At 64.9% G+C, this 20,611-nt stretch carries 20 protein-coding genes; 7 read left to right on the top strand and 13 right to left on the bottom strand.

Features of this window, described 5'->3' with window-relative positions:
• Positions 1–396: TetR/AcrR family transcriptional regulator (locus tag VFA16_RS13150; RefSeq protein WP_324968236.1), on the bottom strand; the 396-nt coding region annotated here is incomplete at its 3' end.
• A gap of 153 nt (positions 397–549) precedes the next feature.
• On the opposite strand from VFA16_RS13150, the gene VFA16_RS13145 reads away from it, so the two are divergent.
• A complete protein-coding gene (locus VFA16_RS13145; RefSeq protein WP_324968235.1) occupies positions 550–996 on the top strand; it encodes an anti-sigma factor antagonist in 447 nt (148 codons plus the stop codon).
• 11 nt (positions 997–1,007) lie between these two features.
• Here VFA16_RS13145 and VFA16_RS13140 read toward each other — a convergent pair whose 3' ends face one another.
• The 3 genes from VFA16_RS13140 to VFA16_RS13130 are packed head-to-tail and all read right to left on the bottom strand — an operon-like array spanning position 1,008 to position 2,524.
• Positions 1,008–1,622, bottom strand: a complete 615-nt coding sequence (locus VFA16_RS13140; protein WP_414687713.1) for a maleylpyruvate isomerase family mycothiol-dependent enzyme — start codon at positions 1,620–1,622, stop codon at positions 1,008–1,010.
• A 23-nt stretch (positions 1,623–1,645) separates the two neighbouring features.
• Complete coding sequence (locus tag VFA16_RS13135; RefSeq protein WP_324968233.1) at positions 1,646–2,143, bottom strand: SRPBCC family protein; 498 nt, start codon at positions 2,141–2,143, stop codon at positions 1,646–1,648.
• Between the two features lie 9 nt (positions 2,144–2,152).
• Entirely contained in the window at positions 2,153–2,524 is a 372-nt protein-coding gene (locus VFA16_RS13130; RefSeq protein ID WP_324968232.1) for a metalloregulator ArsR/SmtB family transcription factor, read from the bottom strand.
• A 104-nt stretch (positions 2,525–2,628) separates the two neighbouring features.
• Here VFA16_RS13130 and VFA16_RS13125 point away from each other — a divergent pair, with 104 nt between their 5' ends.
• Positions 2,629–3,672: an SDR family oxidoreductase gene (locus VFA16_RS13125; RefSeq protein WP_324968231.1), complete on the top strand. Its 1,044-nt coding sequence runs from the start codon at positions 2,629–2,631 to the stop codon at positions 3,670–3,672.
• A 108-nt stretch (positions 3,673–3,780) separates the two neighbouring features.
• Positions 3,781–5,145: an HNH endonuclease signature motif containing protein gene (locus tag VFA16_RS13120; protein WP_324968230.1), complete on the top strand. Its 1,365-nt coding sequence runs from the start codon at positions 3,781–3,783 to the stop codon at positions 5,143–5,145.
• Positions 5,146–5,154: 9 nt separating this feature from the next.
• Here VFA16_RS13120 and VFA16_RS13115 read toward each other — a convergent pair whose 3' ends face one another.
• From VFA16_RS13115 to VFA16_RS13095, 5 genes are all read right to left on the bottom strand, one after another.
• Complete coding sequence (locus VFA16_RS13115; RefSeq protein WP_324968229.1) at positions 5,155–8,301, bottom strand: FAD-binding and (Fe-S)-binding domain-containing protein; 3,147 nt, start codon at positions 8,299–8,301, stop codon at positions 5,155–5,157.
• Entirely contained in the window at positions 8,298–10,115 is a 1,818-nt protein-coding gene (locus VFA16_RS13110; protein ID WP_324968228.1) for a thiamine pyrophosphate-requiring protein, read from the bottom strand. Before VFA16_RS13110 ends, VFA16_RS13115 begins: the two co-directional genes overlap by 4 nt.
• Before the next feature lie 189 nt (positions 10,116–10,304).
• Positions 10,305–10,976, bottom strand: coding sequence for a UdgX family uracil-DNA binding protein (locus VFA16_RS13105; RefSeq protein ID WP_324968227.1), 672 nt, complete (start codon positions 10,974–10,976; stop codon positions 10,305–10,307).
• 9 nt (positions 10,977–10,985) lie between these two features.
• Positions 10,986–11,945 (bottom strand): TIGR03557 family F420-dependent LLM class oxidoreductase, encoded by a 960-nt coding sequence (locus tag VFA16_RS13100; protein WP_324968226.1) that lies wholly within the window; start codon positions 11,943–11,945, stop codon positions 10,986–10,988.
• An 11-nt stretch (positions 11,946–11,956) separates the two neighbouring features.
• On the bottom strand, positions 11,957–12,511 hold the full coding sequence (locus tag VFA16_RS13095; RefSeq protein WP_324968225.1) for a hemerythrin domain-containing protein: 555 nt from the start codon (positions 12,509–12,511) through the stop codon (positions 11,957–11,959).
• Positions 12,512–12,706: 195 nt separating this feature from the next.
• On the opposite strand from VFA16_RS13095, the gene VFA16_RS13090 reads away from it, so the two are divergent.
• The 3 genes from VFA16_RS13090 to VFA16_RS13080 all read left to right on the top strand — a co-directional run bounded on the left by VFA16_RS13090 (position 12,707) and on the right by VFA16_RS13080 (position 15,442).
• Complete coding sequence (locus VFA16_RS13090) at positions 12,707–13,942, top strand: L,D-transpeptidase (RefSeq protein WP_324968224.1); 1,236 nt, start codon at positions 12,707–12,709, stop codon at positions 13,940–13,942.
• Between the two features lie 67 nt (positions 13,943–14,009).
• Positions 14,010–15,065 carry a hypothetical protein gene (locus tag VFA16_RS13085; RefSeq protein ID WP_414687712.1) on the top strand — a complete coding sequence of 352 codons (1,056 nt, stop codon included), beginning with the start codon at positions 14,010–14,012 and terminating at the stop codon, positions 15,063–15,065.
• Between the two features lie 8 nt (positions 15,066–15,073).
• Positions 15,074–15,442 carry a hypothetical protein gene (locus tag VFA16_RS13080; protein ID WP_324968223.1) on the top strand — a complete coding sequence of 123 codons (369 nt, stop codon included), beginning with the start codon at positions 15,074–15,076 and terminating at the stop codon, positions 15,440–15,442.
• Here VFA16_RS13080 and VFA16_RS13075 read toward each other — a convergent pair.
• The 4 genes from VFA16_RS13075 to VFA16_RS13060 all read right to left on the bottom strand — a co-directional run bounded on the left by VFA16_RS13075 (position 15,378) and on the right by VFA16_RS13060 (position 19,556).
• A complete protein-coding gene (locus tag VFA16_RS13075) occupies positions 15,378–15,704 on the bottom strand; it encodes a hypothetical protein (RefSeq protein WP_324968222.1) in 327 nt (108 codons plus the stop codon). The genes VFA16_RS13080 and VFA16_RS13075 overlap by 65 nt on opposite strands.
• 2 nt (positions 15,705–15,706) lie before the next feature.
• On the bottom strand, positions 15,707–17,194 hold the full coding sequence (locus VFA16_RS13070; RefSeq protein WP_324968221.1) for a molybdopterin-dependent oxidoreductase: 1,488 nt from the start codon (positions 17,192–17,194) through the stop codon (positions 15,707–15,709).
• A gap of 18 nt (positions 17,195–17,212) precedes the next feature.
• A complete protein-coding gene (locus VFA16_RS13065; protein WP_324968220.1) occupies positions 17,213–17,710 on the bottom strand; it encodes an oxidoreductase in 498 nt (165 codons plus the stop codon).
• A gap of 61 nt (positions 17,711–17,771) precedes the next feature.
• Positions 17,772–19,556 carry a glycoside hydrolase family 15 protein gene (locus tag VFA16_RS13060; RefSeq protein ID WP_324968219.1) on the bottom strand — a complete coding sequence of 595 codons (1,785 nt, stop codon included), beginning with the start codon at positions 19,554–19,556 and terminating at the stop codon, positions 17,772–17,774.
• A 77-nt stretch (positions 19,557–19,633) separates the two neighbouring features.
• Between VFA16_RS13060 and VFA16_RS13055 the strand changes: the two genes are divergently transcribed.
• On the top strand, positions 19,634–20,611 hold a 978-nt coding region (locus VFA16_RS13055), incomplete at its 3' end, for an enolase C-terminal domain-like protein (protein ID WP_324968218.1).

Raw genomic sequence — 20,611 nt, 5'->3', positions numbered from 1 at the left:
GATACTGGCCTGCCCGGCCGGATGCTCGACACCCATCTCGAGCAAGACGTTGATGAACGAGCAGCCCTCGAAGCCGTCGCGCTTTTGAAACCAGTCGTGGAAGACGTCGAAAATCGCGAGTAGTTGTTCTTCCGGCGTTTTGCCGCGCAACCGTGACTGGCTTTCGACCAAACCGAGCGTCCACAACTGCTCGCGGCGTTCGAGCACCGCCAGCACGAGGTCGTTCTTGCTGGGGAAATGGCGGTAAAGCGTGGCTTTGGCAACGCCTGATCGCTCGACCACCTCGTCGGTTCCCACCGCGCGAATACCCCGCCTGGTGAATAGGTCGTACGCCGTGCTCAAGATGCGCTCTCGAGCCGACGCCGTCGCAGCTGATGCCACATCTGCGCTCGTCATAGCTGCCTTACCATACTCTTACCCCCGCTCTATAGACAGACCGACCTGTCTCGTTATAGAAAAGAAACCTGCAAAGTTTCACGGTCTGTCTTAAGACGTGTAGGACGGACATCCATCGCCGGCGCCTCAAGCGCCAGACGATTAGGAGTCCACATGAATGTCTCCGCGGCAGAATTCCTTCCTAGCAGCCTGAACCATCTCACGCTGAGCACGCGTCTGGTCGCAGAGCTGGGCGATGCCCGCAGCACCCTGCGGGCCACCACTCAGCGCAGCGGCTCAGCGGTGATGATCTATGCGGGCGGCGAGATCGACGCATGCAACGAGAACACCTGGCGACGGTTATTGGACGAGGCGGCCGCTGCGGTCAGCCCGCCGGGACCGCTGATCGTTGACACCAACGGCCTGGATTTCATTGGCTGCTGCGCTTTCTCAGTGCTGGCTGAGGAGGCGAAGCGGTGTCGGGGTCGCGGTGTCGAGCTGCGCCTGGTCAGCCTGCAGCCGGTGGTCGCACGCACCGTCGTGGCGTGTGGGCTGACCGGTCTGCTGCCTGTCGACCAAAGCGTGGATGCCGCCTTGTCGGCGGTCGCCGTCCCTGAGTAGTTCGGCGGCAGCTAGCCGCAGATGCGTTGGGCCAGAATGTCTTTACCAGGCCCAGACAGCTGTTTCAGAGCGTCTGGGCGTGCGGCCATGGCCATCAGCAGCGCTTCTCCGGGTCCGCTGACTTCGGGGCCGTTGCCATGGGTCCAGTCCAGGTCGGTCGCAACCAGCCGAGCGCCGCGGGCACGCCGCGCGCCGCGCACCGCGGGGGCAGTCAGTGCATAATTCAGCACCGTACACAGCCGCTCCGGCGGAATACTGCGGGGAATCCCGAGTGGTCGCCGGATGTCTTGCTGATGGATCATCCCGTCAACAAGCGCGATCATGCCCCCGAAACCCGACGCGAAACCCCGTGGCGGGATACACGCGCGCATCAGCGCGGCAAGCTGCTCGGGTGAGCGAGTGGCGTACTCAGCCACACCGATCGCATTGATGCGATTCGGCCATAACCCGCCTTTGACGAAGCGCCATACCAACTGCGGGCGGCTCAGTTCGTCGTAGCTGAGCACGTGGGCCACAACGTCTTTGACGCGCCACCGCTCGCATAGGCTCGGATGCTCCCACTGCTGCGGCGATAGTTCGGCAAGCAGGTCGGCGAAGTCTGCCCGTTCCTCGCAGGCCATCTGCATGGTGGCCGAATCTTGCATCCGCGTCACCACTTCCGGTGTGCGGTTTGGTCGGATGCCAACTCGGCGAAGCGAGCCAAGGTGCCGGTCCAGCCACTGGGATCGTCGAAGATCGCGCGCATCTGTTCAGTGCTGTCCCCGTAGCGCTGCAGGTTGCAGTGGCGCAGGTCCACGCGGGTGCGCCCCGCGCCGTCGTCAGTGAACGTCACCTCTACCTCGGTCTCGAAGTTGGGGTCGAATTGCCAGTCTGCCCCGATTTGCCAGAGCAGAACCACTTTTCGTGGCGGATCCCAGGTTGCGACCCGGCCCCAGGGACATTCGCTGCCGTCCACACCACGCTCGAACCAGCGCCCGCCGCTGCGAGGTTCGACCACCACCTCGGCGATTTCCGAGCTGCCGATCGAATGTTCTTTGGGCCAGAACTCGGTCATTCGCGCAGTGAACAACTCGAACGTCTGCGCTTGTGGCAGCGGCACACTCACCGATCGGACGACCTCGACGGCGGCAGCGGATTCAGTACCCATCAGTGCTCCTCACTTCTTGCCGGTGCGACCCTTGTCAGTCTTCCTGCCGGACGATCGCTTGCGGTTGTCGGCCTCCGCCTCGGCGGCGGCCAGAATGGCGAAGTTGTCCAACGCGGTTTCCCAGAACCGGTCGAGGTAGTCGCGCACCGCTTGCAGCCCCGAGTGGTTGATGCGGTACAGCCGTCGGGTGCCGGCGACCGATTCGACGACCAGATCAGCGTCCTTGAGCACCCGCAGGTGCTGTGAAACCGCTGGTCGAGACACCGGTAGCTGGTCGGCCAGCACTCCGACGGCGATCGGACCGGCGGTCAGCTTCTCCAGGATGGCACGCCGAGTGGGCTCTCCGAGAGCATCCAGCACGGCGTCGACCGAGGCAGCCATAGCGGTAAGTATGGACGAACGGTTAGTCAGCGTCAACCGTTCGTAGCTACTTACCGGGTTTGCAGTGATGTTTACGAGTCTGATGCCGGGGTAGAGGCAACACCATGGTTCTCAGCTCAATTGGACGACGGACCAAGAATCGACAGGTTGTCGTGGTCACCGGGGCGAGCGCCGGCATCGGCCGCGCGACTGCGCGTCTGCTCGGCCAGCGCGGCGCATGTGTGGGTCTGCTGGCGCGCGGCGAAGCGGGCCTGCAGGCGGCGGCCAACGAAATCAAGCAAGCAGGCGGTGAGGCGCTGGCAATCCCGACCGACGTATCCGACTTTGAGGCAGTCGACGAGGCCGCCAGCCGTGTCGAGGAGCGGTTCGGCCCGATCGACGCCTGGATCAATGTCGCGTTCACGTCGGTGTTCGCGCCTTTTGCGCAGATTGAGCCGGACGAATTCCGCAGAGTCACCGAGGTGACATACCTCGGCTTCGTCTACGGCACCATGGCGGCAGTGAAGCGGATGCTGCCGCGAGATTCCGGCGTGATCGTCCAGGTGGGCTCGGCGCTGGGCATCCGTGCGATTCCGCTGCAGTCGGCATACTGCGGCGCTAAGCATGCGGTCAACGGGTTCACCGAATCGCTGCGCACCGAGTTGTTGCACGAGGGCAGTAAGGTTCGGGTGACCGTGGTGCAGATGCCGGCGGTCAACACGCCGCAGTTCTCGTGGGTGCTGTCGCGGCTGGGCAAGCATCCGCAGCCGGTTCCGCCGATCTACCAGCCGGAAGTCGCGGCCCGCGGCGTCATCCATGCGCTGGACCATCCGCGCCGCAAGCAGTATTGGGTCGGAGCGAGCACCGTCGCCACGATTTCGGGACAGCGGCTCGCGCCGGCACTCCTCGACCGCTACCTCGCCCGCAATGGCTACAGCTCCCAGCAGACGGATCAGCCGATTAGTTCTGGCCGGCCGGCCAATCTCTGGGAGCCGCTTGACGGGCCGGGCGGTCGCGACTTCGGGGCGCACGGCGTCTTCGACGATCAAGCACACGAGCACAGCCCGCAGTTCTGGACAGTCCGGCATCGATTGTCATTGGTGGGCGGGGCACTTGCGGCGACGGTGCTGGCAGCATCTGATTGGGGACGCCGACGCTTGCAGCAGTGATCTAGCGGCATACGCCCTGCTCGAATCCTTTGTCTACAGTTGGCATTCCATCCCCAGATGGTCTTTGTGGGGAGACCGCGTGTCGGTGGCTGGCGCTAGTATTCGTACATGCGTTCGAATAGCCGTGAAGAGATCGTCGACGTCTTCGATGCTCTCGATGCGGCAGTGGATGCCGTTGCGGCGTTGCAGTTCGACGCGTTGACCACTCCGGAGCGATTTGCGTTGTTGGAGCGCTGTGAGCGGGTGCGGCGCCGATTGCCGACTGTCGAGCATGGGTTGATCAACCAGATCGCCCGTCAGGCTGGCCCCGAAGAACTCGGCGGCAAGCTCTCGCACGCATTGGCGGAGTGGGTGTTGGTCAGCCGCGCCGAGGCGGCCCGACGCATCCGCGAGGCCCAGGATCTGGGGCCGCGTCAGGGACTCACCGGTGAGCGGCTGCCGGCCCAGTTAGCCGCCACCGCCGCCGCCCAACGCGACGGCAAGATCGGCGCTGAGCATGTGGCGGTGATCCGCCGGTTCTGCCAGCAGCTGCCCGGCTGGGTCGACGAGCAGACGCGCCAGCGCGCCGAAGCGCAGTTGGCCCGCCAAGGATCCCAGTTTCGCCCCGACCAGCTGGCCAAGCTGGCCGACAAGCTCGCGGACTGCATTAATCCTGATGGCAATTTCAGCGACGAGGACAGGGCCCGGCGGCGCGGGCTAAGCCTAGGTAAGCAAGACATCGACGGCATGAGCCCGATTCGCGGTTGGCTGACCCCCGAAGCCCGCGCCACCATCGAAGCGGTGCTGGCCAAACTGGCCGCCCCGGGCATGTGCAACGCCGCCGATGATGCACCGTGTGTAGACGGCGCGCCCAGCCAAGAAGCCATCGAGCGCGACACCCGCTCGACGGCTCAACGCAACCACGACGGGCTCAATGCAGGTCTGCGCGCACTGCTGGCTTCGGGAAAGCTCGGTCAGCACAACGGGTTACCGGCCAGCATTGTCGTCACCACCACCCTGGCCGAGCTCGAAGCCGGCGCCGGACGCGGACTCACCGGAGGCGGCAGCATCTTGCCGATGAGTGATGTGATCCGCATGGCGACGCACGCCCACCACTACCTAGCGATCTTCGACAAAGGCAAAGCGCTGGCGCTCTATCACACCAAACGGCTGGCCTCACCGGGGCAGCGAATCGTGTTGTACGCGAAGGACCGTGGCTGCACCGCGCCGGACTGCGACGTGCCCGCCTACTTCGCCGAGGTGCACCACGTCACCGACTTCGCCAAATGCCGCGCCACCGACGTCAACGACCTGACCCTGGCCTGCGGCACCGACCACCGCATCGTCCAACCCGGCGGCTGGCAAACCCGAAAACGCCAAGACGGCCGCACCGAATGGATCCCACCACCGCACCTCGACCGCGGCCAACCCCGCGTCAACCTCTTCCACCACCCCGAAGAACTGCTAAGCGAAGACGAGGAAGACGATCCGTAGGGCCGTCGATCACCCTGAACGGCGCGCTGACCACAGCGCCCATGACGCACCGGCCGCCGCAGCACCGATCGCAGCGATTGGCACCGCGACTCGGGTGGCGCGGATCTTTGTCGCGGGTTCCGGCCGGCTCGGCGGTACGGCAGTCCGAATGTCGGCGGACTCGCGCGCCATGGCCATGACCTGCGCCAGATGCAGGGGCGATGCCGCGCCTGCATGAGTGATCTGGGTCTGGCAAGAGAACCCGTTGGCCACGACCAAGGCGTCTGGGTTCTTCCGGATCGCCGGCAACAACGCCTGCTCACCGCAGTCCAGCGACAGTTGGTACTTGCCTTCCTCGAAGCCCCATGATCCGGCCAGTCCGCAGCAGCCACCCGACACAGGCTCCACGTCGACACCCATCCGCTTCAAGATCTGTTGGTCGGCATCGACGCCGCCGGTGGCCCGTTGGTGGCAGTGGCCCCACAGCAAGACCCGCGCGCCCGACGCCGACGGCAACTCGACGTTGAATGCATCCAGGAACTCCGCGAAGTGATAGCTGTTGCGCGCCAGCCGATCCGCGTCGTCATCGTGCGGCAGGAGCTTGCCGAGCTCGTCTTTGAACACGGCCAGGCAGCTCGGCTCCATCCCGACAATCGGTGTGCCGGCACGGATTTCGCTCCGCAGCCGCGACATCACATGGTGCAGGTAGCGCTCAGCGACATCGAGGAACCCGTAGTCGTAGAGCGGTCGACCGCAACAGATATGCCCTTGCGGCATGACGACCTGCCAGCCGGCGGCCTCCAGCGCCTCCACGCAAGCGATGCCGACGTCGGTGTGCAGCCGGTTGTTGAATGTGTCGGGAAAGAGGACCACCCGCGGCCCGCCGGCATTGACCACCGGACGATTGGCGAACCATTGCTGCAGCGTCATCGGAGCAAACGTCGGAAGCGGCCGGCGTCGGTCAATCCCGCCCAGTGTCTTGGCGATCCGGGAAAGGACCGGCGTCTGCGTCGCGAAGTTCACCAGCTCCGGCATCGCGCTCGCCAGCCGCGCGGCCTGGTCGATAAACCCGAACGCGTAGGCGTAACGCGGGCGCCACCGCCGCAGCGACCGGAAATGGTGGTACAGGAATTCCGCCTTGTACGTGGGGATGTCGACGTTGACCGGGCAATCGCTGGTGCAGCCCTTGCACGCCAGACACAGATCCAGCGCGTCGGCCACCTCATTCGACTGCCAGCCGTCGGTGATCACTTCGCCGCGCAGCATCTCGAACAGCAGCCGCGCGCGTCCACGCGTAGAGTGCTTTTCCTCCCGCGTCACCTGATAACTCGGGCACATCGTCATCTCAGCCTGCGGCACCCGGCATTTGCCCACACCGACGCACCGCAGCGCTGCATGCGCGAAATCGCCGTCGTCCTCCTCGTAGGCGAACTTCACCTTGGGCCGCGGCGGGTTGTAGTCGGTGCCGAGCTTGAGGTTCTCGTCGAACCGGTAGGCGTCGATGACCTTGCCGGGGTTCATCTTCCACTCGGGATCCCAAATCAGCTTGAACCGCCGCATCGCCTCCAGCAGCCGCGGGCCATACTGCTTGCCGAGCAATTCGGCCCGCTGCTGGCCGTCACCGTGCTCACCCGACATCGACCCGCCGTAAGAGGCCACCAGGTCGCCGGCAGCTTCCATGAAGCGCCGATACGTCACCAGCCCGTCGTGGTGGCGCAGGTCGAAACTGATGCGGGAGTGGATGCAGCCCTCCCCCAGGTGCCCATACATGGCGCCCCGCAGGCCGTGGTCGGCGTACAACCGCTGCAGATCGCGCACATAGTCGCCGACCCGGTGCGGCGGCACCGCAGAGTCCTCCCAGCCCGGCCAATGGTCGCCGCTGTCTTTCGGGAAGGCGGTGGAACCCAGCCCAGCTTCCCGGATCGACCACAGCTCGTCGCTATTCCCGCCGTCTTGTTTACTGCGGGCCAACAGGATGCGATCGTCGTCGTAGTTCTTCTTCTTCCGCAGCCAGCCGACGAATTCCTCAGCACGGCTGAATGACTCACCAGGCTGATCGGACCCGAACTGCACGAAAAGCCAGGCGCCGGTGGATTTGGGCCTGGGCAGCGCTGCTCGCCCGGCGGCGTTGGTGCCAGTCAACTCCTGGTCGTGCACCAGCATGTGGTCGACGGCCTCAAGGCCGATCGGTTTCCACGCCATGATGTCGGGCACTGCGTCGCCGGCCTCGCCCAATGTGTCGTACTGGATCACGACAAGGGTGCGGTGTGCCATCGCCGGTGTGAGCATCACGGTCGCGGTCAGTGCCACCGCGCAGGTGCTCTCGGTCCCGACCAGCGCACGTGCGACGTTGAAGCCATTTTCGGGAAGCAGCTCGTCGAGGTTGTATCCGGACACCCGTCGCGGCAGCTCGTCAACACTGGGGAACCCACGGCGGATATCGTCGGCGTACTCGTCACGCAAATCCTTCAGTGCGGCGTAGATTTCACCTTTGCGGCCACCCTCGGCAATGATCGCGTCCAGCCGCTCCTCTTCGTTGTTGCCGACCCAGAACCGGGCGCCGTCGTAGGTGATGACTTCCAAGGCGTGGGTGTTGTCCGACGTACGCGGTCCCGGGCCGTAAAGGTGCGACTGGATCGAATGCACCCCACACGAGTTGTTGCCGATGTTGCCGCCCAGCGTGCACCGCGAGTGCGACGACGGGTCGGGACCGAACACCAGCCCGTATTCGCCGGTGGCCCTGTTGAGTTGCTCGTTGATCACACCGGTCTGCACAGTCGCCAGGCGACGGTCAGCATCAATGTCGACAATCTCCGTGAGGTACTTCGAGAAGTCGATAACCACAGCGACATTGACTGTTTCGCCGGACAGGCTGGTTCCCCCGCCGCGGCACAGCACCGGGGCGTGATAGGCGTGGCAGGCCCGCACAGTTTCGACGACGTCGTCGAGCGTCTTCGGGACTACCACCCCGATAGGCACCTGTCGGAAATTGGAAGCGTCGTTGGCATACATCGCCTTCGTGGCGGTGTCGAACCGCACCTCCCCGTTGACATTGCGGCGCAGCTGAGCTTCGAGGCCGGCGACATTGACCTTGTCGACGCTCGCCATCCCGGCGGCGAAACGGGTGTCCGGGCGCGCCGGGATGGTCTGTGTTCTACCGTTGGCGCGCAGGCTCATTCGTCGCTGCCCTGCGACTTCCGCGACGATGGCTTGAGCGACTCGGTGAACTCGTGCATCTTCTGCTTTGCGCCCTTGGTGGCGATGCTGACCCGGTCCGGGTCTTTCATCACCGCCTTGGCGGTCTTCTTCGCCATCTCCTTCTTGATGTGCGGCGGTACCGGCGGGATGTCCGCGTCGACAACCACCTCCAAAACCACCGGGCGGTTGGCCGACAGCGCCTGCTCCCAGGCCTCGGCGATGGTCTTCGGGCTGTCACAGCGGATACCGGTCAAGCCGAGCAGGTTGGCCATTTCGGCGTAGGGAACGTCCGGAATGTACTGCGAGCCTTCAAACTTCGGTTCGCCGCCCATTGCCCGCTGTTCCCAGGTCACCTGGTTGAGGTCTTGGTTGTTGAACACGCAGAAGATCAGCGGGCCGTCGGAGAGCCGATCTTTGTACCGCTTGACGGTGATCATCTCCGCCAGTCCGTTCATCTGGAACACACCGTCACCGACGAGGGCGATCACCGGCCGGCCGGGGTGAGCCAGCTTGGCGCTGATGGCATACGGCGTGCCCGGACCCATGGTGGCCAAGTTCCCCGCCAATGACGCGGCCATGCCGGGGCGCATCTTCAAATGCCGGGCCCACCAGTTGGCGACAGATCCGGCGTCGGTGGTCAGGATGGCGTTGTCGGGCAGCCGCTTGGACAGCTCGTGCACCACCAGCTCGGGGTTGAGCGGATCGGCCTTGTCGTGTGCCCGCTTGTCAAGTACCCGCCACCATTCGGCGACTTCCTTTTCGATCTTCGACCGCCAGGACCTGTCGTCCTTTCGCTTCAGCAGCGGAATCAGTTGCTGCAGAGTCTCTTTCGAATCGCCGACCAGGTTGGCCTCCATCGGATAGCGGGTGCCGATCATCCGGCCGTCGCGGTTGATCTCCACGCCGCGGCACTGGCCTTCCTTCGGCAGCCACTCGGCGTAGGGGAAGCTGGTGCCGATGAAAAACAGGGTGTCCGCGCCCGACATCATGGCCTCGCTGGCGGTGGAGCCAAGCAGCCCGATCGGACCGGTGACGTAGGGCAGGTCGTCCGGCAGAACAGCCCGGCCCAGCGACGACTTCGCCACCCCGGCGCCGAGCAGCTCGGCTACCTGGACCACCTCGTCTGACGCCTCGGCGGCGCCTTGCCCGACCAGGATCGCCACCTTCTTGCCGGCGTTGAGGATCTCCGCTGCCTTCTTGACCTCGGACTCCGGCGGTATCATCGTCGGCCTTGTCCAGCCCACGCTGCTGAACACCGCGCCGTGCATCCGCGGGGGCGACGGCTCGGCCTCGGCCATCGCCACGTCCTCCGGGAGGATGATCGTCGCCACTGTCCGGTTGTTCAGCGCCACCTTGCAGGCCCGGTCGACGAGGTGGCGGGCCTGTACCGGCGCCATACAGGTCTGGACGAAGTCCGAGGACACGTCTTTGTACAGCGTGTTCGGGTCGATCTCCTGCTGAAAGGCCGCGCCCAGCGACATCCGTTTCTGCTGACCCACGATGGCCACCACCGGATAGTGGTCGAGCTTGGCGTCGTAGAGACCGTTGAGCAAGTGGATTGTGCCCCCGCCCGAGGTCGCCAAGCAGCAGCCGATCTCCCCGGTGAATTTGGCGTGCCCGGTGGCCATGAACGCCGCCATCTCCTCGTGCCGCGGCTGAATCAGTTCCGGATCGCCCCCGGCCCGATCGAGTGCCCCCAGCATCGACAGGATGCCGTCGCCGGGATAGCCGAAGATTCGATGAATCCCCCACTGCCGCAAGCGTTCCAGGATGAAGTCGGCGGTATTGGGCATTATTGCTCCTTGGTCAGTTAGGGCCGGACGCGAGTCGGTGCGTTGGATTTATGGGCGTGGAGGTGGACCACCGGCGCGCCACCGCCGGCCGCTTGTTGGGGACGTGCGGCGGTGGGTGTGTGCCATGGCGGCGGTGACGGTGCCGATGGTCACAATCGACGTGTACCCGCCGCTATGCGGGCCAAACAGCTATGCGCGTTTGCGTTTGGCCATAGCGGTGCGCGCGCTGCGAAGGTCGTCGACGAACAAGCCGTAGGCCTCGTCGCGGCGTTCACTGCGATCACGTAGCACGGCCGACGGGTGAACGGTCGCTAGCACCTCTGGCTCGGGCGCGACGTGTATGTCTGCTTCCGCGGGCAGATGCATCACCTCGCCGCGATGCGCGGAGACGCGAAAAGCCGCACCCAGAAGGGCTTGCGCCGCTGTGGCACCCAGGCAGACGATCACTTGCGGTCGCACCGCCTCGATTTCGGCGATCAGCCATGGGCGGCATGCCACGACTTCGGTGCGGCTGGGTTTCTGGTGTATGCGGCGCTTGCCGTTCTTGCGGGTGAACTTGAAATGCTTGACGGCGTTTGTTTGGTACGTCAGTTTCGGATCGATGTCCGCCTCGTCGAGCGCGCGGGCCAGCAGCCGGCCGGCCGGGCCTACAAACGGCAGGCCTTCGATGTCCTCGCGGTCGCCGGGCTGCTCACCCACCAGCATGATGGGGGCGCGTGAGTCGCCGTGACCGAAGACCGTCTGCGAAGCGTTTTCGTACAGCGAGCAGCCTCGGCACACGCCCGCCGCGGCTTCGAGTGATTCGAGGTCGCGGTCCTCGGGTAAGTAGCTCGCGGCGCTGGTTTTCTGCGCTGTAGCCATGACGGATCCTCACGCCGCTGTGAGCTGGGGCGCGATTTCGGACTCCCAGAAGTCGAAGAACCGGTCTTGCTCCGAACCGATCTGCTGCACGTACACCTCGTCGAATCCGGCGTCGGCGAATTGGCGGATGCGGTCGATGTAGGGCTTGGCGTCGGGCCCGCACGGCACTGTCTGCGCTACCGCAGACTCCGGAACCAGGCTCGACGCCTGCTCGAAGTCCGCTGGAGTAGGCAGTATTTGGGCGAGCTGACCCGGCAACTGCTCATTGGCCCACAGGGCGTGTGCCGTGCGCAGGCCTTCCGCTTTCGTCGTCGAGTGGCAGACCTTGAAACCCGCTTGAATAAGTTTTCCGGCGCCGCCGGACTCCCGGAATTCAGTGACCAGCTCCGCTGACGGCATGGTGCATTGGAAACCGTCAGCGATCCGGCCCGCCATTCGGGCAGCCTGCGGGCCGAAACCCGACATGTAAATGGGCGGCGGCTTATCGGGCAGCGTGTAGATGCGGGCATTCTCGACGGTGTAATAGGGCCCGTGGTGGCTGATCTGCTTGCCGGAGAACAGCTTGCGGATCACCGTCACCGCCTCCTCGAGCATGTCCCGCCGGATGGCCGCGGTGGGCCAGTGTTCCCCGGTGATGTGTTCGTTGAGCGCTTCGCCGGTTCCCACGCCCAGGGCGAATCGCCCGTCGAGCTGAGCGGCACAGGTCGCTGCGGCCTGCGCGATCACCGCGGGGTGAATCCGCATGATCGGGCACGTGACGGCCGTGGTGACCGGCAGCGAGCAGGCCTGCGACACCGCGCCGATCACCGACCACACGAATGGACTCTGACCTTGCTTGTCGTTCCATGGATGGAAGTGGTCGGAAATCCAAAGCCGCTCGAACCCAGCAGCCTGGGCTCGAACGGCTTGGCGCACCAACTCTTTGGGATCGAATTCCTCGCACGTGAGCAGGTATCCCAATGTTGTCATGCTGGACTCGCTCAGCCCTTCCCGAGGATGGCGTCGCGCGCGCGATCCATCATCGCCGCGAAGGGACCGGCCATCAGATTGGAAACCTGCGACTCCACTCCGGCGTGCGGGCGGGTCGGCGCAATCGCTTCGGCGAGTTCGGCAGCGCGGCCCATCCGCTTGAGCTCGTCTTCGTCCAGCGCCTCCTCGAGCTTGGAGAACTCCTCGTGTTCCTCGTGCTCGGCGTGGTCGACGACGGCATCGCGAAGCTTGGTCAGTTGGTCGGTGAACTCGTCGGAATCGACGTCGAGGTTCTCCAACTCGGTGAGCACCTTCTTGGCTTCGTTTTCCTCCTCCAGCCGTGCACCCACGACCTTGTCGCCGTCGGCGATCTTCCGCTTGGCCCGCGGGTGGACGATCTCCTCCTCTGCGGTTTCGTGCACCGCGAGCAACCGCCGCAGTTCGATGAACGACTTCTCGCGCTCCTTGCCCTCGCCGTTCAACGTCTCTTCGAACAGAGACTTGATCCGCTCATGCTGGCCGACGAGAAACTGCGTCACATCGGTGGCTGACTTAACACTCGGCATGGTGTCCTCCTGAACAGTCCGGATGGCACGCCTGGGCTGCGGGCGGCGCGCACTTCTGGCGACTACCCGGCGGTTCGAGTCACGAAACGCGCTCTGCCGGCCCCGGACGGGCGGCCGCGTGGGAGAATCGGTTTACCAAAATGCCCTGTGCGGGTATGTGAATCAACTCATGCAACAACTTAAACGGGTGGGCTAATGGCACGATCGTGCTCGGGGAGCGGGCGGCTGCGGCGGCGGCGGTTGGTCCTATACGGCGTTTTGGCCGGGCTGATCGTGTTGGCGGCGTGCGCACACGACGGAAAGCTGTCGCCCGCGGCCACCGAGAGCAAGCCTGCGGCGGTGAAGATCAGTCCAGGGCCGGGCGCACACGACGTCGACCCGATTGCCAAGGTGTCGGTGGTCGCCGACACCGGCACGCTGACCGATGTGCGGATGGTCAACGACAGCGGTAAGCCAGTGCAGGGCGTCATGACCCCCGACAACACCTATTGGAAGCCTGTCGTGCCGCTCGGTTATGGCCGCACTTACACCCTCACCATCAGCAGCCGCGGACCCAGCGGCGTCCCGGCGACTCAGGTGTCCACCTTCTCCACCTTGACCCCGCCCAACCAGAGCAAGGTCACGTTCACCAACACCTCCGAGCAACCCTTGCAGGATGGCGGCACCTACGGGGTAGGGCAGGTCATCGTCGCGCACTTCGACGAAGAGATCGCCGACCGGGCCGCCGCTGAACGCGCGCTGACGGTGACCACATCGCCGCCGGTGCAGGGGTCGTGGTACTGGGTCGATGGCCAAAACCTGCATTGGCGTCCCGAGCACTACTACGCACCCGGCACGACGGTCACCGTGGACGCCCGCATCTACGGAATCCCGGTGGGGAACGGGATATTCGGGCAAGAAGACAGTCACGTCTCAATCAAAATCGGTGACTCGCACGTATCCATCGCCGACGACACGACCAAGCAGATCAGTGTTTTCGACAACGGAAAATTGGTGCGCACCATGCCCACGTCGATGGGAATGGGCGGCACCCAAGAGATCGCCGGCCGGACCATGTCGTTTTGGACGCCGCCTGGCGTCTACACCGTGCTCGACAAGGGCAACCCGGTCGTGATGGATTCCTCGACCTACGGTCTGCCGAAGAACTCACGGCTGGGATACCGCGAGATCATCAACTACGCCGTGAGGATCAGCGTCGACGGCATCTACGTACATGAGCTCGACAGCACCGTGTGGGCGCAGGGCAACACCGACACCTCGCACGGCTGCCTGAATATCAATGGGGAGAACGCGCGGTGGTTCTTCGATTTCTCGCAGCCGGGTGATGTCTTCGAGGTCCGCAACACCGGCGGCCCGCCACTGCAGCTGGACCAGAACGGCGACTGGACCGTGCCCTGGGACCAGTGGCGCAAAGGCAGCGCGCTGCACTGAACCAGGTGTAACCGGGCACACGCCGGGGTACAGCACCGACGGGTAGACGCAACCGCGAGAGGAGAGCATCGTGGCCCGTCGCGGGTCGCTGGCGTGGCGCTGGTGTGGAGCAGCGGCTGCCGGGGCCATTGCGGTCGCAGGCTGTTCGAGCCCCCAGCAACCGGAAAGCACGCCAGAAGTGACTGTGCGATCCGTCGGCGCCACCTTGCACGACCCGGTGTGGTCGTATGGCACCCAGTCGCTGATCGGGCTGACCGACGATGGTCGTCTAGCCGAGATCAGCGACCCCATGAGCCCGGAACACGCCAAGACGCGGCTGACGCAGCCCATGCCGGTTGGGCGCAACCTTCAAATCAGTCAGATGGACGACCGGCACGTGTTGGTGCCGGAGCCGAGCCGGAACAAGGTTGCCGTTGTCGACCTCGGAACCCTGCGCCAGGTCGACGAGTTCGACGCCGGCCCGGCTCCTGCGTACCTGGCTGAAGACGCTGGCATGCGCATCCTGCTGGCGCTCTCGGCCGACGGGAGGTCGGTGACACCGGTGGATCAGTACGGCTACCGGAAGTTGCCGACCGCGAAGGTCACCGGAGATCGCGCGGACTCGATCGACGGCTCCAACCGCGGACGCGAGATCAGCTACCACCTCTTCGGCCCGTCCGGAATCCGCTACTACAAAGGACCCTCGTCGCCTGCGGAGGAACGCGGCGCGATGGCCATGGACGTCGCCGCGTGGGCGGGCAACAACACGAAAGTGACCCGCATCTATGTCGCCGACCACGAACACCCTGTGCTCAACTCGGTGGACTCCGAGCGGCGCGGCGAAGGATTGGGCGTGGCCGGTCGTGCGCAACTGCCGTCGTTTCCGGTGCGCTACCTCGGCACCGACGACACCCGGGTCTACGTCGCCACCGACCGGCAACTGGTGACGCTCGAGATCAACAGCTACGGCGGCTACCCGAACGACACCATGCACATCATCCACGTGGTCGATTACCGCTCGAGTCTGCCGCCGGGCCAGGTGAAGTCGGCGCCGCTGTCCGGGATGGCGCTTGGACCACACCGAGTTTTCCTCACCTTGCGCGGCATCGACTCCGTGATCAGCGTCGCCAAGCCACATCTGTAGGAGGACCGGTGACCGTCCCGATCGGCGTCGACGACGACTTCGAGTTGATCTACGAGCAGATCCAGGCGCTGAAGCAGCTTGGTGCAAAAGAAGAATTGGCTGAAGGCGAAAGCTACGACTTTTCCATCAGGTGGGGCACCGCCCTGGCCGGGCGGCTGCGACGGTTAGTTCACTACAGCGCGCAGGGCATCCTCAGCGAGGCCGACGAACGCCGATTTCAGTCGCTGTGCGGTGAGCTGCGCGGACTATCGGACTTGATCGATCGATTCGACCTGGCTCACCCGGTGTTCACTGATTCGCCACCCGCGAAGGCTAAGCGCCACGCGGGAGCTCAACGGTCCAGCTCGCGGCTCGCGCGGCGTTCCCGTCGCGGGTGAGGAAGTCCTTCTCCCGCAACTTGATTCCTGTGCGTGGCTTGGCGCAGTCCGGATTGCGGCACGTCAGCGCCACCATATAGGCGTCGGTTTCCTCGTCCAGGAACAAGAACCCGAGGTACAGCGCATCACCGACATCGAATTCCGTTGCGCCACAGGTCTCGCAGTGCCCACCCTTGGCGGCGACCTGCTTGAGAACAGCTTCGCGCTCAGCCTGATTCAGGCTGACCAGCTCTGGGCGTACCCGTTTGTCGATGTCGCTCACTGTCAGATCTCCACGTCCTTGTCGTAGTGGATGTTGTCTTCGCGCCAGCCGCCGAAACCCATGCCGATGCCGCGGTGGTCGTCGACCAACTCGATCTGGTTGATCCACTTGGCCATCTTGAAACCGACTTGGGTTTCCACCCGCAACCGCAGCGGCGCGCCGTGTTTGATCGGCAAGGGCTTGCCGTTCATCTCGTAGGCCAGGATGGTCTGCGGCTTGTAGGCCAGTTCGAGATCCATGACTTCGTAGAACTGCCCGAGCCCGTCCGAGCTGGGTTCGTCGCGGCTGTTGTCCTGCATAGTGAGGAAACAGATGTAACGTGCCTGCGGCAGCGGCTTGACTTCTTCCAGCAGCCGGCTCAGATGGATGCCGCTCCACTGACCAATGCTCGTCCAGCCCTGCACGCAGTTGTGCAACACCCGTTGGGTCTGCGGTTCGGCCAGCGCACGCAGCGCCTCCAAATCCAGGGTCACCGGTTTTTCGACCAGGCCGCCGACCCGCAGCCGCCAGTCGACGAAGTTGTGCACCGCCATCACCTTGTACTCATATGAGCACGGCGGCTTGCCGTTGACGCGGTGTTCCTTGGACAGCTTGTGCACCGGATAGTTCTGCCGGGAGTCCAACGGCCGCAGCAACATCAGCTTGGCCCGCGTGTTGATGGCGCCCAGGATGCGGTGCACCTGATCAGGCCGGCGCAGGCTCCAGACGGTCGCGAAGACGTGCACGCCCGCGATTGCGCCGATGATCACAAACGACCAGAACGTTGCCCAGTTGATGTTGCGCACAGCGCCGAAAATCATCGCGGCATTCAGCTGGCCCCAGCCCCAGAAGAACACCATCGACAGATGGATCACGATGAAGATCAGGAACGAGACCAGCCCGAAGAAATGTAGGCTGCGCGCCCATTGCCGGCCACCCCACATCTGGACGTACCACGGGAACCGTGCCTCGACTGCCGGGGACTGCGCAGCACCGGTCAGAATCTGGAAGGGCGCGAGCAAAAAGATGACAGCGGCATAGGTCAGCTTCTGAATGGCATCAAGCGGTTCGCTGGGCAACAGCGGCGGCAGATTGAACGTCATATAGGCGACGATGTCGTTCCAGGCGTCGGCGAAGATCGACCACGAGTAGGGCCAGTACCGGTGCCATTGGCCGGTGGCAAACAACAGGATGTAGTAGGACAGCCCGACGAGAATCCAGCCGATCACCGCGAAAAAGTGCCAGTGCCGGCCCATCCCCAGTTTCTTGTGGCCGGGCAACGCGACGATCGAGCTGTACGACTCCTCCTCGTCGAGCGTGTCGTACAACTTGTCGGTCGGCATTTCCTTGGTGGTGAACCGTGCCCACTCAGTGCCGGGCTTGCTGTCGTCGTGCCAATACAACTTGGGGTGGGTGCCCAGAATCTCGATCCCGCTGCGCAAGAGCAACGTCAGGAAGAGCACATTGAGCCAGTGGTCGATCCGCAGCCACAGCGGGTAGTTGAACGTCATCCTGCAGGCCCTCCCCCGTTAGTCGTGCCAGTTCTGCCGCTGTGGGTAGGCGACGTTGATGCCCAGCAGCACCGACATGTGCACTGCGAGGAAGCCCAGCGCGAACGCGCCCGCCCACGAGCCGGGTGCGACGTCCCAGCGGCCGGTCAGCGCTACCAGCCCCGGCAGGCTCATGGGCCGACTGGCCAGATACAAGCCGAGGAAGATGACCGACACCAGGTCGCCCATCAGCCAACCCAGCTGTGGCAGACGAGGATTCACCGCGAGCCACATGACACCCGCGGCCAGCAAGCACCCGGCGATCAGCAGGACGGCGTAGACGACGAAATACAGCGGCAGCCCCGTCTCCCTGGTCAAGACGTAGAGGTGCGCCACGACGATGCCCAGCAGGAGCAGCCCCCCGAGCGCCGTGACGGCGCGGGGTACGTTGAAGGCGACGTAGCCGCCCAGCCGCAACATCCGGTAGATCCTGCTGCGCTTCCAGAGTTCGACGAGCATCCTGTCGGCGGGCTCCACGGCGGCTAGGTACCCCGCGCCGCTTTCTGGCAAACGCTTTCTTGGCAGGTCCGCCGTGGTTTCATGCAGTCCCGGCACCGACCGAGGGGCCGCATCCGTCGGCGAGTCGATGCGCCGTCTCGAACAACAGCGCATGCACGAAAGCCTGCGGCAAGTTGCCGCGCAGCTGACGCTGCCGGACGTCGAATTCCTCGGTGAACAATCCGGGCGGTCCGCAGGCAGTGCGGTTGCGTTCAAACCATCGGACGGCGGCGAGGTCGTTGCCGTGCTGATGATCGGCCAAGGCCATCAGGAAGCCACACAACAGAAAAGCGCCTTCGGCATCGCCGAGTGGCCGCTCGTCCGGCCGGAACCGGTACACGAAACCGTCGCGGCCCAGATCGGCGCGCACCGCCTCGAGGGTGGCAACCGTGCGCGGATCATTGACCGGAATCGCTCCGCGGATCGACGGCATCAACAGCGCAGCGTCGATGCGCGGATCGTCGGGTGCCCGTTGCCATCTGCCGCTCGGGTGCAGACAATCCGAATCGGCGTCGGCGACCAGTAGGTCGGCCAGGTGTTGCCACTCCGCGCCCTGCCGCGCGGGCGCTTGCTCGCCGATGCGTCGCAGCCCCGCCGCGCAGATGAGCCGCGAATGGGCCCAGCGGCGATCGTCTATTTCCCAGATGCCAGCGTCGGGCTCGCGCCACCGGTCCCCGATCGCCTGGACCAATGTTTCCGCGGCACGCCACGTCGTGCGGTCGAGGCGATCGAGCCTCGCGGCTGCCGCCAACAGCAGCAGGGCCTCGCCAAACGCGTCGAGCTGGAACTGGTCGGTCACCCAGTTGCCGGTCTTGACGTCAGCGCCGGGATAGCCGGGCAGGTCCAGGTCTTGTTCTTCTGGAGGCGGTTTGCCCGTGACCGAGTAAGCAGGCTTGAGTCCCGGACCGTCGGCAAGCACCCGTTCGCTGACGAAGCGAACGGCGTCGTCGAGCAGTGGGTAGGCGCCAGCGGCCGCCACGGCTTGCCCGGCGTAACACTGGTCGCGGATCCAGCAGTAGCGGTAGTCGTAGTTCCGGCCTTGTTCGGCGCGTTCCGGCAGCGACATCGTCGCCGCCGCCACCATGCCGCCGCCGCTGCTGGTCAAGCCGCGCAGTACCGCGTACGCGGTCTGGGTGTCGAGGTCGGCCAAGGTGCCCGAGAAATCGGGAACTTCTTTGGCCCACGCCTGTTCGGTGTCGTGCCAGGCGTCGTTGGGTCGTACCGGTTCTTTGGGCAGTTCTTGATCGGAGACTTCCAGCACCAGGTCGTGGTCGTGCCCGGGCGTGACGTCCACGACCGCGTGCAGCGCCCCGTCGTTGCGCCGCCGGGCGCCTTGGGCTCCGCTCCACCGGAATCGGTTCGGGCCTGACCGGCCGGTCCACACGCCGTCGTTGCTGGAGAGGTCACGCATGTCGTCGGCGCCGAAGTTCGCACGCAGGTCGAGCGTGATCCGGATTTGTGCGGGCCCGTCCAGAGCGCGGATGCGGCGCAGTACTACCGCTGTGTGGGGATCGCCCGGAAAGGCCAGCGCCTCACGGCATTCCACGATTCCGTCGGTGGTCACCCAGCGGGAGCGCCAGATCAGCGACCGCTGTTCGTATCGGCCGCCCCAGACGAACCGCGGGTGGTCCGGGGAGACGGCATAGACGCCGCCACCTCCCAGCAGTGCGCTGAACACCGCTGGACTGTCCCACCGCGGCACGCACATCCAGCAACAGTCACCGCGCGGTCCGACAACAATTCCGCGTTCGCCGTCGGCCAGCAATGCATATTCCCGAAGTACGTGCGGCGCAAGCTCTTCGGCGAGTGCTGGTTTCTCCTCCACTCTTCACCTTTCGCCTGCGCCGCATACCTGGTCGATGCAGGGCATACCCGGTTTGTGTTGCGGGTAGTCACCCGAACATGACTGTGCATGCCGACGCCGTTCCCGTCGAATCCGTCGAAGCCTCCGCGTACACGATTCCCACCGATGCTCCTGAGTCAGATGGCACCTTGTCATGGGATTCCACGACCTTCGTGCTGGTGACCGCACGCGCCGGTGGCAAGACCGGGACCGGCTACACCTATGCGGGGACCCCTGTTGTCACCGTGGTGGAGTCGAAGTTGGCGGAGGTGGTGAAGGGCAAGGACGCCCTGCAGCCGCCGGCCCGCTGGGCGGAGATGCAGCACGCGGTGCGCAACCTGGGCAAGCCAGGAGTGGTGGCCGAGGCGATCTCCGCCGTCGACATCGCACTGTGGGACTTGCGGGCGCGGTTGCTGGACGAACCGCTGGTGGTCGCGCTCGGGGCCGTGCACGACGCCACCCCGCTTTATGGCAGCGGCGGGTTCACTTCCTATGACAACGACACGCTGGCGGCGCAGTTGTGCGGCTGGGTCGAGGCGGGAATTCCGCGGGTCAAGATGAAGGTGGGTCGCGACCCCGGCGCTGACGTGGGCAGGGTGGCCGCGGCTCGATCCGCGATCGGCGATGCGGCTGAGCTGTTCGTCGACGCCAACGGCGCTTACAACCGCAAACAAGCGCTGCTGTGGGCTGGGCGCTTCGCCGAGTACGACGTGCGGTGGTTCGAAGAGCCGGTGAGTTCCGACGATCTCGAGGGCCTGCATCAGCTGTGCGAGCAGGGACCGCCGGGAATGGACATCGCCGCCGGTGAATACGGCTACGACTTACCGTATTTCCACCACATGCTTGCCGCGGGAGCGGTGGACTGCTTGCAGGCCGATGTCACCCGCGCGCTGGGGATCACCGGGGTTCTCAAGGTCGCTGCCCTGTGCGACGCCCGCGGCATGGACCTCTCGTTGCACTGCGCGCCGCAGATCAGCGGCCAGGTCGGCACGGCGGTGTGGCACCTGCGGCATCTGGAGTACTTCCACGACCACGTG

It is taken from the genome of Mycobacterium sp., from assembly GCF_035653355.1.
Taxonomy (GTDB): Bacteria; Actinomycetota; Actinomycetes; order Mycobacteriales; family Mycobacteriaceae; genus Mycobacterium.
Note: the sequence above shows the minus strand (reverse complement) of the source record. Positions and strands in the feature narration are given on the sequence as shown.